We start from the raw sequence: 14,185 nt of genomic DNA on the forward strand, positions 1-14,185 counted from the left end.
GATCCGGGCCGGCCGGAGTGACGAGACGCAGGAGGAATCCCAGGCGGCCCGGCCGGCCCGGACGGTTACTTGGTGGGCTTGCCCGCGGCGTCGAGCGCGGCGATCACGTCCTCGCGGGACGCGCCGTCGGCGACCTCGACGTCCACGGAGCGGGCGTAGGCGCGCCACTCCGGAGCGCCGGAACCCGGTCCGGAACGCGGCGGCAGCTTCGGCCCGCCCTGCTGGGTCGCGTCGAGCTCCGTCGGGCTGCTGGAGTTGCCCTGCTGCGCCGCCTCCAGTTCCGCAATCCGGGCACGGAGCGCATCCACCTCGGTGGTATCCGAGGCCGACTTGCGCGCCGTCCCCGGCCCGCGGCCGACGGCCTCCCCGAGCCCGGCCGAGGACGGCTCGTCGAGCAGGTGGTCACCCACCAGGCCAGCGGCCCAGTCGGGAAGAGGTCCCCCCTCGGCGAGCAGGACCGGCGAGCCGGTGTCCGGGTGCACGACGAGGGTGTTCGCGGTCAGCTTCGCCATGATCAGAGCACCTTCACGCTCATGATGAGGTCCGGGTCGGTGACCACGGGCATCGCGATGCCGGAAACGAGGGTGCCGGTGTGGACCGGGTTCTCCGACTCCATGGCGACCGCGACCAGCCCCGGCGCGTTCTCCTCGCCGAGGGCCTGGGCGCGGACGAGCTTCTTCGCCTCCTCGGTGGTGCCCCACTGGGTCTGCCCGACGGCCTGGCCGCCCTGACTGGGCATCTCCGGCAGGATCACGATCCGGTCGTCCGGGATCTGCCGGGTCATCACGCCGTTGTGGTTCGGCACCGCAGTGTCGTCCACGATCAGGCGCGGCAGCTCCCGGTCGGCGAACAGCTGCCGCAGCTGCGCCGTGCCGATCGACGGCGGAGCGCCGAGCAGCGAGCCGAGCAGGTTCCGGAAGTCCGGATCCTTGAGCAGCACGTTCTTGATCCGCGTGCTCATGATGACCACGCCCGGCATGACCTCGGAGCCCGTCGTGGTCTTGTAGGTCGTCGTCAGCGCGTCCAGCTGGCCGAAGACGTCCGGCGTGGAGGCGTTCCACAGCGTGGAGGCCGTGATGAAGTTCTGCGCCGGCAGACCGAAGTCCACGGAGCCCAGCTGCAGCCGGTTCTCCGGCGCCGACTGCGTACCGACGGTCACCTTGCCCGACCAGATCGCCTCACCCTGCGCCAGCATGATGCGCTGCAGCGCGCCGCGAGTCAGGGTGAGCAGGTCCTGGTCGAAGACCTGCGCGATGGCGTCCTCGTCGCCGGCGGCGCGGGCCGCGTCGAGCAGCTGCGACTCCTCCTCCAGCAGCCACAGAATGCCGGACAGCGGCAGCATCCGGCCGGACACCTCGTTCACCTCACCGCGGTCCAGCGGCACCGCCGGGGTGTTCCACGGCCGGAACGGGATCGCTCGGCGCAGCGACCGGGCGGACCGGCGGAACAGGTACCGGTGGTCGCGACGGGTCACGGCCGGGAGCCAGTTCTGCAGGATGCCGGCCGGGAACGGGATCTGGCGGGCGGCGACCGTCAGTTCCTCGGGATCGGTCAGCTCAAGAGCCATGGTCGCCATGCTCAGGCACCCACCTTGTCGATGTAGATGTTCGGGGACAGCTCGGCGGCGGCCTGGGCGTCGAAGCCGCTGTTAGCCGGCAGCAGGTCGCTGTAGACGCGGCCGCGGTAGTAGAGGGCGGCGTCGACGTGCCGGCCGGCGCGGACCTGCTTGTCGTCGAGCAGGAAGCCCTTGGCGGTCTCGCTGCCGCCAGCGCCGAGGTCGGTGCCACCGCCGGTGGCGGTCGCGACGGTCACGGCCGGGGTGGTGCCGCCGGTCAGCGACGCGCCGGACGCCGTCATCTGGGCGACGTTCGTGTTCGCCAGAGTCCCCTGGAAGGTAACCGTGATCGGGGTACCCGGGTGCGGGCCTCCGCTGGTGGCCACGTTGCCGGCACCGATGGTCGACAGCGCCTCGAGGGCGGTGCGTACCTGTGCGGCGGTCGCGTTGTACGGGATGCCCGCGGTGGTCTGGCCGCCGAAGGTCAGGGTGTAGGTGCCGCCGGTCGGTCCGCCGGTGACGGTGACGGTCTGCACCTCCTCGGCGCTGCCGCCGTACGGCACGTGCCGACCCGTGGCCGTGTTCAGCGCCAGGCAGGCGCCGGACGGGATGTTCCCGTCGGGGTAGACCGCGAGGACGGCGTCCGCGTCGAGGGTGATGGGTGCGCAGTCGACCGGGAACTCGCCGGCCCACGTCGGGCCGCCGGCACGCCGGATCGTCTTGGTCACCCCGAGATCGCTGTACATCAGATGGATCCCCTTCTGGGTGTGTGCCCCGACGCGGTACGTACGGGGTGGTTCAGGAGCTCGGCTTCGTGATGCCGAGCCGTTCGAGCCGCTTGGCGGCCCTGTCGTTGGCGGAGGGTCGGGCGGTGCCGCGGTTGCCCTGCGACTTGTCCGGCTTGAGCTGACGCTGCCGGGTGTCGGCCGCCTTCGAGGCGAGGTAGGGCTTGCGCTCGAGCAGATCCTCGAGCGCCTCGGTGATCGCGTCCGCGTCCACCTTGGTGCCGTCGAGGAAGTCCTCGGGGTCGCCTTCGCGCAGCAGCAACGCCGCCGCGTCGGCGGGGTCGGCGAACCGGCCGGATGCCTTGGCCTCGATCTTGTCGAGCAGCCGATCCCGGGCGATCTCGCGCTCGGCCTCAGCACGCGCCTCGCGCCGGATCTGCTCCGGGTCGGGGACGTCGCCGCCGTCGCTCTTCTTGCCCTTCAGTAGGTTGCGGACCTCGTCCGGCGTCTTCGCGCCGAACTCCCGCGCGAGCGCTGTCCAGCCGCGCAGCCCCTTGCGGGCCGCGTTGCGTTCGGCCTTCATGCGGTCGATGGCCTGCTTGCCGGCGTCGCCCAGCTCGTCATCGGCCTCGTCCTGATCGGCGCCTCCGTTCTCGGAGTCGTCGGCTTGGCCGTCGTCCTCGCCGCCCTCGTCGTCATCCGGGGCGCCGCCCTTGATGGGCCAGATCGGGGCGCCGTTGCGGCGCAAGGCCAGAGCGGTGAGGCCGGTGTACGGGTGGACGGGCAGGTCCGGGCCATGGACGGGCAGGTGGATCTTCATGCTGTGACTCCGTTGCGGGGTCGGTCCTGACGCCTTGCGCGCCGGGAGGTCAGATGAGGTAGCCGAAGCGCCGGAGAAGTCGCACCGCTTCCTGCCGGTCATTCCCGGCGATCTGCAGGATCGTCTCCGGCATCAGCCGCGGCGCCCGGGCAGACCGATACCGCCGCCCCTTGCCGCGGACGCCGTCGGTCCGGGCGCCGAGCCGCACGCCGGCCAAGCCGCGAGTGGTGGTGCCCTCGCTGGTGACGTACACCTGCTGGCCGAACAGCTCGACGCTCTGCAGGCGGCCGCGGGCGAGGCCGCCGCGCAGCGTCCGCGCCTCCTCGGCGGTGATCCGGGCGCCCGCCGGCGTCAGGCCGACCGCGCCGCGGCGCGCGTTGACGACCTGGCCGATGTCAGCTCCGAGCCGGATCGCCTCAGCGCCGGACCGGGTAAATACGCGGTCCTGCTCCTGTCGCGACAGCGAGGCGAAGAAGACCTTCGGGTCGGTGCGCTCGTCGCCGACGGTGCTCTCACGTCCGGGAATGTGGATGCAGTCGCCCCGGGTCTACAACGCGGGTGTCTGTCGAAACCCGCGTTGGAGGCGTACCACCTCCCCGCCAGAATCGCGCACCGCGAGCAGGACCGGCCGACCAGCATCCGCACGTACCCGGTGGCACCCGGCCGGGCCGTCATGGCGACCTGGTCGGCGATCCGGCCCGCGTCGGAGATCTGCGTGCGCACGATCATGTCCAGCGCCGCCTGGCCGCCGGCGAGCGCCCGGTCCAGGGGGGCGCCGCGCTGCAGCCCGGTCAGCGCGGTCACGACCGGCCGGTAAAGCAGGCTGTCGAGCGGCCGCCCGTCCGAGGCGACGCCGCTCAGCGCCTGCGGGACCAGCTCGGCCGCGGGCTCCGGGTCCAGGCCCTGGGCGACGAGCGCGTCGGTCAGGTACTGGTCGGCGCGGCCAGCCACCGCGCGCTGGGCGCCGGTGACCAGCACCAGCAGCCGGGCCATCTGGGCAATCCACGATTCGGCGATCCGGGTCGGGTCGACCGCCCGCCACGCCCTGCGCGCCTCGTCCGCCACGGCGACCGCGAGGCGGCGGCGGGTGCGGGCGTGCTCGGCGGCCAGCTCAGCCGGCGACGACATCGTCGAGGGCCGGGTCCGTTCCGGCCGGATCCTGCTGCGGCGGGGCCAGGCCGGCGGCGATCTCGCGGACCGGGTCCTGCGCCAGCTCCGCCTCCCGCATGGCCCGCAGCTTCCGGCGGCGCACCGCCGAGTAGCCCATGTCCTCCCAGGCTGCCTCGACCGGCAGGATGCCCGCCTGGACGAGCTTGACCGCCGCGTCCGCCGCGGCCGCCTTCGTCGGGGTCGCCGGGTCGCGCCACAGTGTCTCCAGCTGGGCGAGGTCGGGGTTCCAGTCTCCGTCGATGATCCGGCGGACCAGGCGCATCACTCGCTCCCAGGAGCCGCCGGCGCCGCGCTGGAACCGCTCGCAGGTCTTGATCAGCCGGGACTCGTCGGCGCGGATCCCCTCGGCGCTCGGCGGGTTGGTGGTGCTCTGGCCGAGGTAGCGCATCGGAAGGCCGGTCACGCCGGCCACCAGCGAGGCGTAGTGGTCGACGATGGTCTTGAAGTTGCTCAGGTCCGCAGCGGTGAACTGTCCGGCCTTCGCGTCCTTGTTCGCCAGGGCCCAGATCGCCCCGAAGTAGGACTCCCAGGTCGTCAGCTGCTCCTTCGTGCGCGGGTCTTTGAAGTCGGTGGCGCTCGCCCCGACTACCCACCGCTGCGGGATCGCCATGACCTCCGTCGCGACCTGCGCATTGGTGAGCGCGCGGGCCGCCGCGTCGGTCAACGAGATGACCCGGTGCATCTGCGAGCGGCCCTCACGGCGGGACAGTCGCGGCCGGTTGACCAGCGGCACGACGGGCACCACGCCCAGGCTGTGCTCGTCGCGTTCCACCTCGACCCAGCGGGCCGACTGCCGCTCCAGCCACACCGTCGCGTGCGGCTGGTAGAGGGTGCCTCGCAGCGTCGGCCCGTCGCGGTACAGCTTCGCCGCGGCCGACACGCGCCGGGTACGCGGCGAACGCTCCACCGCCACCTCGTCCGAGGACTCCACTGTGATCAGCGGGATGGCCGGATCCCGGTCGGCGTCACCGCCGCCCGCCGCCGGGCTGTCCGGCGTCTCCTCGTCAGCGCCGCCGACGATTACGAACGCGTCGCGGCGGACCAGCGTCTCCAGGTGGCCGATCTGGGATTCCTCGTCCAGGTCGTTGGCCTGCCACACCTGCCACAGGTCCTCGTCGGCCTCGTCCGATCCGGGCAGCCGGAAGCCCTCGAGGTCGATGCGCTCCTCGATGGCGTCCACGTAGGTGCCCGGCCACGCCACGATCGTCAGGAACTGGCGCAGCTCCGGCGGGATGGCCAGGCCGAGCTGCTCGACGCGCTGCTCGCCGTCGTAGTAGGCGTCCAGGATCTTGTTCTGGCGAACCACCCGGGGCAGGTTCGCCGTGAGCCGGCCGAACAGTTCCCGCTCCTCGTCGGAGAGAGCCACGCAGTCCTCCCCTCAGCGGAATACGAGCACGGTGCTGTCGACAGGCTGGGCGGACTTCCAGAGATCGGCCGCGGTGACGTCACCGGCGGCCTCGTTGCACAGCGCGCTGCTCATCGCAGCGTCGATCTTCTGCTGCTGCGACGGCTTGCCGAGGATGTACCGCTGGCCGGACCGGGCCAGCTTCCGCGCGTTGCGGACGTGCGTGGCGACGACCTGGTCGCCGTCGTGGACGAACGTCGTGCCGTCCTTGACCACGTCGGTGTGCAGCCGCAGCAGCGCGGCGTGCATCTGCGTGGTCCGGTAGGTCTCCCACCGGATGAACACCTTCTCGCCGTACCGCTCGGCCAGCTCGTCGATCTCGGTCTTCCAGTCCGGCGGGTCCAGGTAGGCGCGCACCAGCTGGTAGGTCTCGACGATCTCGTCCCAGGCGGCCCGCACCTCCCGGCGCGGCACCTGGCCGCCGTGCTGCGCCGGATTCCAGATCGTCGGCCGGCGGTCCGGACCGTACCGGGGCGTGAACTGGAAGCCGTCCTCGGTCTGCAGCCGGATCGCGGACCAGTCGTCGGTGTCGGATCCGTCGAACCCGGCCACCACCGGCGTCCCGGCCGGGACGACGCGCAGCGGCTCACCCGGGTGCAGCTTCTGCCACGACCGGGCGTCCCAGCGGTCGCCGTCCAGCCACTGGCCCTGGCCGTAGACCATCCGGTTGCCGAAGAACCGCTCCGCCTGCTCCGGGTCCTTCTCCGCGAGCTCGGCCGCCTCGGCGTCGATGCTGTCGATGTTGTTGTGCGGGTAGGGCGCGTAGTTGTACGCGTGGATCTTCCGGCGCTCGCGCCGATTCCGGTACGACAAGTTCGCCGGCGGCGGCTCGTAAAACCGGAAGATGTCACGGGCCTCGGACTCGAACGTCCGCTGCGCCACGCTGTCCTGCGCCGGGTCGAACGGGTTCGTCGTCTCCAGCGACCGGCCGCCCATGCCGGCGGCCCCGCGGCGCTGCGTCTCGGCGACGTTGCGCAGCTTGTTGCTGTCGTTGTAGAGGCCGGTCTCGTCCTGCATGGCGAACGTGACCGGGTTGCCGAGCTTCGACAGCGCGCCGACGGTGACCGTGTCGATCTCGCCCTCGGCACCGATGCGGACCATGCCCTCGCCGGCCCGCATCAGGTCGCTGAGCGGGCCGAGCCGGATCATCGCCTTGACGTGCCGGAAGATGTTGTCGGTCTGCTTCTCCGACGTCGCGGTGATCTGGATCAGCGGGGTCGGCCAGCGCATGCCTCTCGGCTCGCCCGGCTCGTAGTGGTAGACCCAGCCGCAGCCGCAGTCGTTGTCCTCGCACCGGTAGACGTCGCCGGGCTCGGCCCAGCCGGCGAAGAGCACCGGCCCACCGCCCTCGGCGAGGCAAATCCCGGCACCCCAGGGCCCCTTCCCGATCTTCTGCGGCCCGATGATCTGCGAGCGCCGGTTGTGGAACGCCGGCGCCAGGATCGGCTCCTCCGGCACCCACAGGGCGTCCGGCTTGACCCGGTAGTGGTTGAGGGTCCACCACAGCTGCACGTCGTACAGCCGCATCGGGCCGCCGCGGCCGAACCGGTCCGGCTGCGGGCAGTGCCGCTCGATCCAGTCCGGGACGATCCACAGCGTTGGGAAGTCGACGACGTAGTGCCGGTCAGCTGCCATCGGACGGAACGGCTCTCAGGAGCCGGCCACGAGCCGAGCTGGCGGCCGGCGCCGAGCCGTCAGTGCCGGTCGGCACCTGCGGCTGCTTGACCGGCGCGGCCTGCTGTGAGCCGATCTGCCACCGGTTGCGCAGCAGGCCGGGAATCGTCAGGCCCAGGCCCTCGGCGAGCCGCAACACGTGGTTGCCGAGCGATGCGGTCGCGCCCGGCTGCTCGACCTCAACCAGGCGACGCACGTAGATCGCAACCTCCACCTGCTGGCCGAGGACCTCCCACTGGGTGGCCTGCGGCGTCTTCCACAGCCGAGTCCAGTGCCAGGACTCCCGGTTGCCCGCCGGGGTCAGCGGCCAGTCCGGCGCCGGCCCGGGACGTCCGGTGGCCGGCAGAACCTTCCAGCCGGCGACGTCGTTCCGCTCGTTGCGCAGTGCGTTCGGGTCCGGCGGCGGCCCCGAGTGTGCGTGGCCTCCGCGGCCCATCAGTCGGTGGTTCCGTCGAGCGGCTCGACCCAGATCACCAGCGGCCCGAGCTGGGCGCTGAAGACGCGGCCGGGCCGCAGGTTGCCCCATCGCAGCAGGAACCCGAGCGCTCGCCAGTCGAGCGAGGGGCGGACCTCGTACCCGCCGATCCGGCGAACCCGCAGGGCCGTGCGAACGATGCGGTCGAACATGGTGGATCACTCCCTCGGCCGCCTTGCGCGGCGTCGGCGGCCATCACCTTGCGTGACGGCCCAAGACTCTTTGACCTGGCAAACCGGACGGAGCCCTCTCCAGCGGTTCTGCAGGTCAGGCCCCTTGGGGGTGGCCCCCCACCCCTTGTCACTCAGCGTGTCGGCGACCAGGGCAGCGCCAGTCCGTCGCCTGCCGTCCGGGGCACGATGTGCAGGTGCAGGTGCGGGATGGTCTGCGTCGCTTCGGGTCCTGCGCTCGTGATGACGTTGCAGGGCGGCGCGGCCAGCTCTGCTGCGGCGCGCATGGCGATGGCCGAGACGTCCGGGTCTTCGGTCACGTCGGTCACGTGTTGGTTCGGGATGACGAGCACGTGCCCTTCGATCACTGGGTTGAGCGGCACGATGGCGATGGCGTCTGCCCAGCGGCGCACGATGGTGGCTGGCTCGCTGCCGGCCACGATGGCGCAGAAGACGCAGCCCATGCCTCAGTCCTCGTCGTCGTGCTGGTATCCGCCAGTACGGATGACGGCGTCGGCAGCGCTGACCAGTCCGAGCTGGTCGAGCCAACTCATGCCCTCGCTGTCCTCGATGACGAGGACCACCTGGCCGTCGGCCTTGACGACCTTGGCGAGCACGAGGGCTGAGACGACGAGGTCACGGTCCTCAAGATCGAGGGTGATGCCGAGCCCGTCGAGGATGGGACCTGCTGGCTGGTCAGGCATGCGCTCAACCTCCGTGTGCTGCTCGTCCGCCCTCGCTGGCGTTGCACGATGCGTGCCCTGGCCCGAGGTGCTGGCCGGTCTCACGGTCGTGGCACAGGTGCCATGCCTGGCCGGGCAGGATGCGGCGGATGGGCATCAGGCACACCACCTCGTGGCAGTCCACCTCGCCCCGTTCGACACGCGGTGCCCAGTCGGCCCGCAGCCTGCCGTGTGCTGCGTCGTACCCGCGCTGCTGCTTCGTGCCTCGTGCCCGCTCGCGCTGCGCCTGGTGGTCGTCGCAGCGCCTGGCCGCCTGGACCTCAGGGCATCCGGGTTCAGCGCACACGTGCTGCCTGGGCATGGCGTCCTCCGTGGTGTGGGGCGCGCTCTGCCACCCAGTGCGCGCCCCGTTCCCCCACCGATCCGGACGCAGCCGGAGTCTGGATACGACGAAGGCCCTGCTGTTGGGCGGGGCCTTGTGTCGAGCTTTGGGCGGACTGGATCCGCATGCAGATCATGGATGCAGACCGGCCGCGTTGTCAACTGTTGCTGACGGGAGACCATTCCTGGCGGTAGTCCGGGTGGCCGGCGTAGGGCAGGGCGAGCAGGCGCAGCAGCGGCTCGCGTGGGTCGGGGCCGATCGGGCGTGCTGGGTTCCAGGTGCCGGGTCGGTGGCCGTGAGGGGCTGAGATCTGCTGGCGCGTCGGCCGCTTCAGCGCGACTATGGCCGCGCCACCCGCTCGTCCTCGTCGAGCCGGGCGCGCAGGAAGGTGATCAGGTCATCCACGCTCGTCGCCTTCTTCTCCCGGAAGCAGGTTCCGCACGTCCGACCAGCGCGAGTACCGCTGGCCATGCTCGTCGGTCGGTGCGTCCCACGGCAGGCCGTCTGGCGCCAGACCCAGCAGCGCGGGGCCGCGCACGATGGCACCCCGAAGCGCGGCCCCAACTTCCCAGGCCCCCTCCAGCGCCTCATCGCTGGTGACGCCGAACCGCCTCAGGTCGTCCACGGCGCTCACCCCCGGTCCCAGATCGCCAGGCCGGTGAAGATCAGCGCGACCGCCCCAGCCCCGACTACGCCATTGATCGCGGTCGGGTTGCCACCGAGCATGGCAAGCGCGGCAGCGCCGCACAGCAGCCAGGCCAGCAGCGCGACCGGCACATCAAAGGCCCTCATCTGCTCATGCTCCCATCTCGACGTCGCTCATCGCCCGCACGTCGGGCACTTGGGCCGCAGCCACTCAGCGATGTCGGCGCTGGGCTGCACGACCAGCGGCACGGTCACGACCTCAGTCAGCGGCTCGAACGGTTCGGCCGGGTCCATCATGGGCGTGCCGGTCAGCTCCCTGAAGACCACGCGCCGGAACGTCAGCCGGCCGTCGGCGATGCTGGCCTGCGGGTCCTGCCGGAGCCGGCCCGGGTCGACCCCGTTGGCCCTGAACCAGTCGCACACCTCGCGCCGGAAGTCGTCATCGGTCTCGGGGTGCCGCATCTCGTCACGCTCCCATCTCGGCGGCCTGCGCCGCTTCTCGCCGGGCCCGCTTGGCCCGCTCGGTCTCCCGCCTCGCCGCGTCGGCCGCGGCCAAGTCCAGCACGTCGCCGACGTAGTGCAGCCGCGGCCCGCGCGCGGCCAGCTCGGCCCGGATCTCTGCCTCGCGTACGGCCCGCTGCTCGTCGTCCAGGCCGTCGCCGACGGTCGGTTCGGTCCAGGGCTCGATCGCGCCGTCGTCGGTGCGCCAGTAGCTGGCGAGCGCGGGCTGGCCGGTGTCGGGCCGGATGCGGGTCGCCCAGGATCGGATGGTCTTGACGTTGACGCCGTACGCCTCGGCGATGTGGGCGGGCCGGTAGGGGTGTTCGCGCACTTCGCCGTCGAGGTAGGCGCGCCGCTCGTCCTGGTTGACCTGGTGGCCGCACGCGCGGCAGGTACCGGTGGGTGCGCCGGGCCAGCCGTAGACGTTGCCGGGGCAGGGCTTGTGCTGGCCGCAGTCGTGGTCGCCGATTCCGCGCTCCGGGCAGTCTTCGGGGTCCACGATGGCGCCGCAGGGGCCGAGGTACTTCGGCTCGCCGCGGCCGTCCACGATCGACCGGATCTGGCGGGCGCAGCCGGCGATCTCCGCGTAGACGCCTGCCGCGTACGCCCCGCCTTGATCATCAAGGGCGTGGCGAACCCATCGCACTTGGCCGGACAGCCACGAACAGACGTGGGCTAGGGGGTCGGGAACTCCGCGCCCCCGTTCGTCGGCAGAGGCGATCTGAAGGCCCCGGGCGTCGGCGATCTCCCGGGCGAGGGTCGTGAGCCGGTTCTGGATCTCGTCGAGCGCGTCGGTGGCGCCGTCGTTGAGCGGCGGCCGCGAGCCGGGCTTGCCGGCCGGCGCGCCTCCGGTGCCGCGCCGGACGAGGCCGGCGGCGACGGCCCGGGCGTCGGGTGCCAGCTCGGCGATCAGCGCGAGCCGGTCGACGGTCCGGCCCTCGCACACGTCGCAGGTGTAGCCCTCGTGGGCGGTGCGGGGCAGGCAGCCGCGGCAGTGGTCCTGGTCGCAATCGGGCAGGTGCCGGTCGCGGATGCGGCAGCCGGCGATCAGGCAGAGTTGGGTCATGCCGGCCGCCCCATGGCCTTGGCGATCAGGTCGAAGAGCGTCGAGAACGGGGTCGGGATGATCACGCGGATCCGGTGGGCGCGGCGTTCGTCGATGATCGCGGCGACCCGGCGGCAGTGCTCGCAGCAGCTGCTGGCGCCGCCGCGCCGGGGCAGCAGGGCGAGGTCGTAGCCGGCGAAGTCGCCGATGGCGGCCAGGTCGTCGATGCCGAGGCCGACGCCGCGTTCGCGGTCGTAGACCCGCTCCGGGGTGATGTGGAGCTGCTCGGCGAGCTGGGCGGCGGTGACGCCGGCGTCGGCGCGGAAGCGGCGGTAGGCGTTCCGGGCGTCGTGTGTGTGGCGGATCAGGATCACGAGGCCCTCCGGGTGGGGAACGGGATGACGGTGGCGAGCTGTTCGCGTTCGGGTGCCGGGTCGGCCGCGGGGGCGCCGCGGCGGCAGAGCGCGCATTCGGGCGTGCCGTCGTCGCGGCGGCCGCCCCCGAGCCCGTGAACGCATCGATCTGGCCGAGTGGAGGAAACGGGGTTCGTCGCTTCGCCGTTCGCGCGCGAATGGGTGACGGCCGCTTCTAGGTCTCCATCGTCAGTTAGCGGGGAGGTGAGTTCTTCCGGGTAGGTGTTTAGGGAAGGTGGGCGCTCATCCATGGGTGAGCGCTGATCGTGCTCCAGATGAGCGCTGATCGACGTTTTCAGCGCTCGCCCTGGGTGAGCGCTGATCGTTTCGGCGTCCTCCGGATCAGCGCTCACCTTGGATGAGCGCTGATCCGAGTTATCCACAGGCTGTGTCACCTCATCAGCGCTCACTCTGGATGAGCGCTGATCGGGCTCACCAGCGCTCACCTTGGATGAGCGCTGATCGACGCGGGCGCGGGCCTCTCGGGCGCGAGCGCCGGCCCGATTCGCGTCCCGGATCTCGTCGCGGGCGGCGTCGTACGTGGCCGGGTCGACGACCTCCACGTGTTCGAGAATGTCCGGCCCGAGGATCAGCCGGTACTCGTCGGAGAGGCGCTTGCGGCGGTTGCCGGGACGCACCAGCTCGATGAGGCCGACGTCGCGCAGCCACTTCAGGTAGCGCCTCGCGGTGGACTGCGAGCCGCCGAGGTCGAGAGCCAGGCGGGCGACGCCGCAGTGGATGCCGGTGCCGTCCGCGTCGGCGTAGGAGCTGACGATGAGCGCGCTCAGCTTGTGCTTGTCGCTGATCCTGGCGCGGCGGACCAGCGCGTTCCAGGCCCCCACGGTCACGCCGAGGTCGTGGGCGTTCGTTGTCACGGGCTACCTCTGGTTCAGGGTTGAGCTGGGTGGGGTGAGGCAGGTCCGCGTCAGCCGTACGACGGGTAGACGAGCCATTTCGGGCCGTCCTGGGTGGGCGTGATGCCGAGTGCGGTCAGGGCGTCGCGCAGCTTGGCGTCCCAGCCTTCGGCGGCGGGCCGGCGCTGCATCTCGGCGGAGTCGAGCGCCATCACCTGGGACCACTCCACCGACTGCTCGGACCCCTTCGCGATCAGGACCCAGCCGCAGTGGTCGTAGTGGCCGCTGGTGTCCAGTTCGACACCGCAGCGCTTCTCGGCGTCGCGCTTGCGGTCGTAGTAGCCGGCCTTTGCGGCCGCCGGCGTCCACTCCTCAGCGAACCCGGCCGAGGCGAGCAGGATCTTCTCGGCCTCGCTGCCGAAGTCGTCGACCTCGCTGTCGTCGTCGGGGAACCACGGCAGCTTCGGTGAGCCGTACTCGTCGCGCTCGGCGGCCTTGAAGTCCTCGGCGCCGCCGAGGTCGTAGCCGTAGGCAAGGTGCGCGCGGGGGCTCATTCCCATTACTTCGCTCCGATCTGGTTGGTCCGCTTCTTCGCCAGCCGTGGGCCGTACGCGACGACCTCGTGCCGGCCGGGGCCCGCGCACACCGCCGGGTAGGCGTCGCGCGGGCCGACCTTGTAGGGCTCGCCGGGGTGCAGCGGCTGACCGCAGTGGCACCGGCCGACGTGCTGTTTCGTGTCGCGGTGGTGCGTCCAGGCCTTGGCGTCGACGGCGCCGTCCGCGGTCTTGAGCCGCGACCAGATGCCGGTGTGGCTGGCCGGGCGCGGCGGGCCCGGGATGAGCGGCTCCTGGGTCACGGCCGCCTCACCAACGTCGGGTCGCAGTGGAGGTCCGGCCGGCTGCAGCAGACCGTGAAGCCGCCGAGGCGCGGGTGCTCGACCTCGCCGGAGGTGGGGCAGAAGTACGGCAGCCAGCCCTTCGCCCGGAAGCGCGCCCGGATCCGCAGCGAGATCAGGGCCTTGTCCGGGGCGGTCCAGCCGTGCCAGCCGATGCCCACGATCCAGCGCTGGCCGTGGCCGCGTTGCGGGATACCGCACCAGGCGCAGGACTCCGCGGTGATCATGGCGGCCATCAGAACGGGGCCTCGTCGTCGAAACCGCCGACGGCCTCACGACCCGCGTTCAGCCGCGCCCACCGTCGCCTCCACCGCCGGTTCGTCCATGCGATCCGGCGCTCTCGCCGCCGTTCCTGTCGGGGCGTCGGGCGGCACTCGGGGCAGTTGACCTCGCGGCCGGACGCGCCGGTCACGATGCCGCTGTCCTCGCAGTCCCAGCAGCAGTAGTCCGGCTCCTCGCGGGCCGGGATGCCGTCCTCGTCGTCGTACCAGTCGTCCTCGATCCAGTCGTGCTCGGCGCAGCAGTAGCTCACAGGTCACCTCCGGGCAGCACCAGGTAGACGCAGTCGCCGGGGAACGCCGCCGCGCGCAGCCGTTCCGTGTACGGCGAGATCACCGGCACGGCGAGCCAGACGTACGGCGACCTGCAGCGACGGGCGAGGCGGTGGCGCAGACTCCTGGTCAAGGCGGATCGGCCAACCAGCACCCGGTCGGCTTCGGCCGCACAGCCGCCTGCCTGGAGGCAGCTGTCGCAGGGCTCAATGCCTCCGCACG

General features: G+C 71.7%; 24 protein-coding genes. All 24 read right to left on the bottom strand.

Translation table 11 applies throughout. The features are described from left to right. Positions 1-65: 65 nt before the first annotated feature. Entirely contained in the window at positions 66-512 is a 447-nt protein-coding gene (locus tag Asi03nite_RS30795; RefSeq protein WP_203684013.1) for a hypothetical protein, read from the bottom strand. A 2-nt stretch (positions 513-514) separates the two neighbouring features. Next, positions 515-1,567, bottom strand: coding sequence for a major capsid protein (locus Asi03nite_RS30800; protein ID WP_203684014.1), 1,053 nt, complete (start codon positions 1,565-1,567; stop codon positions 515-517). An 11-nt stretch (positions 1,568-1,578) separates the two neighbouring features. Continuing rightward, positions 1,579-2,301, bottom strand: coding sequence for a hypothetical protein (locus tag Asi03nite_RS30805; RefSeq protein ID WP_203684015.1), 723 nt, complete (start codon positions 2,299-2,301; stop codon positions 1,579-1,581). Between the two features lie 52 nt (positions 2,302-2,353). Beyond that, entirely contained in the window at positions 2,354-3,100 is a 747-nt protein-coding gene (locus Asi03nite_RS30810; RefSeq protein ID WP_203684016.1) for a hypothetical protein, read from the bottom strand. 49 nt (positions 3,101-3,149) lie between these two features. Continuing rightward, a complete protein-coding gene (locus tag Asi03nite_RS30815) occupies positions 3,150-3,353 on the bottom strand; it encodes a hypothetical protein (RefSeq protein ID WP_203684017.1) in 204 nt (67 codons plus the stop codon). Between the two features lie 98 nt (positions 3,354-3,451). Continuing rightward, complete coding sequence (locus Asi03nite_RS30820) at positions 3,452-4,228, bottom strand: hypothetical protein (RefSeq protein ID WP_203684018.1); 777 nt, start codon at positions 4,226-4,228, stop codon at positions 3,452-3,454. Further along, positions 4,212-5,636, bottom strand: coding sequence for a phage portal protein (locus tag Asi03nite_RS30825; protein ID WP_203684019.1), 1,425 nt, complete (start codon positions 5,634-5,636; stop codon positions 4,212-4,214). Before Asi03nite_RS30825 ends, Asi03nite_RS30820 begins: the two co-directional genes overlap by 17 nt. A gap of 12 nt (positions 5,637-5,648) precedes the next feature. Continuing rightward, positions 5,649-7,310 carry a hypothetical protein gene (locus Asi03nite_RS30830; RefSeq protein ID WP_203684020.1) on the bottom strand — a complete coding sequence of 554 codons (1,662 nt, stop codon included), beginning with the start codon at positions 7,308-7,310 and terminating at the stop codon, positions 5,649-5,651. Next, the gene (locus Asi03nite_RS30835; protein ID WP_203684021.1) at positions 7,300-7,785 is read right to left on the bottom strand and encodes a hypothetical protein; all 486 of its coding nucleotides are present in this window, start codon (positions 7,783-7,785) and stop codon (positions 7,300-7,302) included. Before Asi03nite_RS30835 ends, Asi03nite_RS30830 begins: the two co-directional genes overlap by 11 nt. After that, complete coding sequence (locus tag Asi03nite_RS30840; protein WP_203684022.1) at positions 7,785-7,976, bottom strand: hypothetical protein; 192 nt, start codon at positions 7,974-7,976, stop codon at positions 7,785-7,787. The genes Asi03nite_RS30835 and Asi03nite_RS30840 overlap by 1 nt, the downstream gene beginning before the upstream one ends. A gap of 152 nt (positions 7,977-8,128) precedes the next feature. Then, positions 8,129-8,458, bottom strand: a complete 330-nt coding sequence (locus tag Asi03nite_RS30845; protein ID WP_203684023.1) for an HIT family protein — start codon at positions 8,456-8,458, stop codon at positions 8,129-8,131. Between the two features lie 3 nt (positions 8,459-8,461). Then, positions 8,462-8,698, bottom strand: a complete 237-nt coding sequence (locus Asi03nite_RS30850) for a hypothetical protein (RefSeq protein WP_203684024.1) — start codon at positions 8,696-8,698, stop codon at positions 8,462-8,464. Between the two features lie 518 nt (positions 8,699-9,216). Beyond that, a complete protein-coding gene (locus tag Asi03nite_RS39010) occupies positions 9,217-9,402 on the bottom strand; it encodes a DUF6221 family protein (RefSeq protein ID WP_373872188.1) in 186 nt (61 codons plus the stop codon). A 54-nt stretch (positions 9,403-9,456) separates the two neighbouring features. Next, entirely contained in the window at positions 9,457-9,684 is a 228-nt protein-coding gene (locus tag Asi03nite_RS30855; RefSeq protein ID WP_203684025.1) for a hypothetical protein, read from the bottom strand. Between the two features lie 5 nt (positions 9,685-9,689). Then, positions 9,690-9,851, bottom strand: coding sequence for a hypothetical protein (locus Asi03nite_RS30860; protein WP_203684026.1), 162 nt, complete (start codon positions 9,849-9,851; stop codon positions 9,690-9,692). Between the two features lie 27 nt (positions 9,852-9,878). Beyond that, positions 9,879-10,166, bottom strand: a complete 288-nt coding sequence (locus Asi03nite_RS30865; RefSeq protein ID WP_203684027.1) for a hypothetical protein — start codon at positions 10,164-10,166, stop codon at positions 9,879-9,881. Positions 10,167-10,170: 4 nt separating this feature from the next. After that, positions 10,171-11,271 carry a hypothetical protein gene (locus tag Asi03nite_RS30870; protein WP_203684028.1) on the bottom strand — a complete coding sequence of 367 codons (1,101 nt, stop codon included), beginning with the start codon at positions 11,269-11,271 and terminating at the stop codon, positions 10,171-10,173. Continuing rightward, positions 11,268-11,624 carry a helix-turn-helix domain-containing protein gene (locus Asi03nite_RS30875; protein ID WP_203684029.1) on the bottom strand — a complete coding sequence of 119 codons (357 nt, stop codon included), beginning with the start codon at positions 11,622-11,624 and terminating at the stop codon, positions 11,268-11,270. Before Asi03nite_RS30875 ends, Asi03nite_RS30870 begins: the two co-directional genes overlap by 4 nt. Continuing rightward, on the bottom strand, positions 11,621-12,538 hold the full coding sequence (locus tag Asi03nite_RS30880) for a winged helix-turn-helix domain-containing protein (protein WP_203684030.1): 918 nt from the start codon (positions 12,536-12,538) through the stop codon (positions 11,621-11,623). Before Asi03nite_RS30880 ends, Asi03nite_RS30875 begins: the two co-directional genes overlap by 4 nt. Before the next feature lie 50 nt (positions 12,539-12,588). Further along, entirely contained in the window at positions 12,589-13,071 is a 483-nt protein-coding gene (locus tag Asi03nite_RS30885; protein ID WP_203684031.1) for a hypothetical protein, read from the bottom strand. A 5-nt stretch (positions 13,072-13,076) separates the two neighbouring features. After that, a complete protein-coding gene (locus Asi03nite_RS30890) occupies positions 13,077-13,373 on the bottom strand; it encodes a hypothetical protein (RefSeq protein ID WP_203684032.1) in 297 nt (98 codons plus the stop codon). Further along, positions 13,370-13,639, bottom strand: a complete 270-nt coding sequence (locus Asi03nite_RS30895) for a hypothetical protein (RefSeq protein WP_203684033.1) — start codon at positions 13,637-13,639, stop codon at positions 13,370-13,372. The genes Asi03nite_RS30890 and Asi03nite_RS30895 overlap by 4 nt, the downstream gene beginning before the upstream one ends. An 8-nt stretch (positions 13,640-13,647) precedes the next feature. Further along, positions 13,648-13,944, bottom strand: coding sequence for a hypothetical protein (locus Asi03nite_RS30900; protein ID WP_203684034.1), 297 nt, complete (start codon positions 13,942-13,944; stop codon positions 13,648-13,650). Continuing rightward, a complete protein-coding gene (locus tag Asi03nite_RS30905) occupies positions 13,941-14,096 on the bottom strand; it encodes a hypothetical protein (RefSeq protein WP_203684035.1) in 156 nt (51 codons plus the stop codon). The genes Asi03nite_RS30900 and Asi03nite_RS30905 overlap by 4 nt, the downstream gene beginning before the upstream one ends. Positions 14,097-14,185 lie beyond the last annotated feature (89 nt).

The organism is Actinoplanes siamensis, assembly GCF_016862395.1.
Taxonomy (GTDB): domain Bacteria; phylum Actinomycetota; class Actinomycetes; order Mycobacteriales; family Micromonosporaceae; genus Actinoplanes; species Actinoplanes siamensis.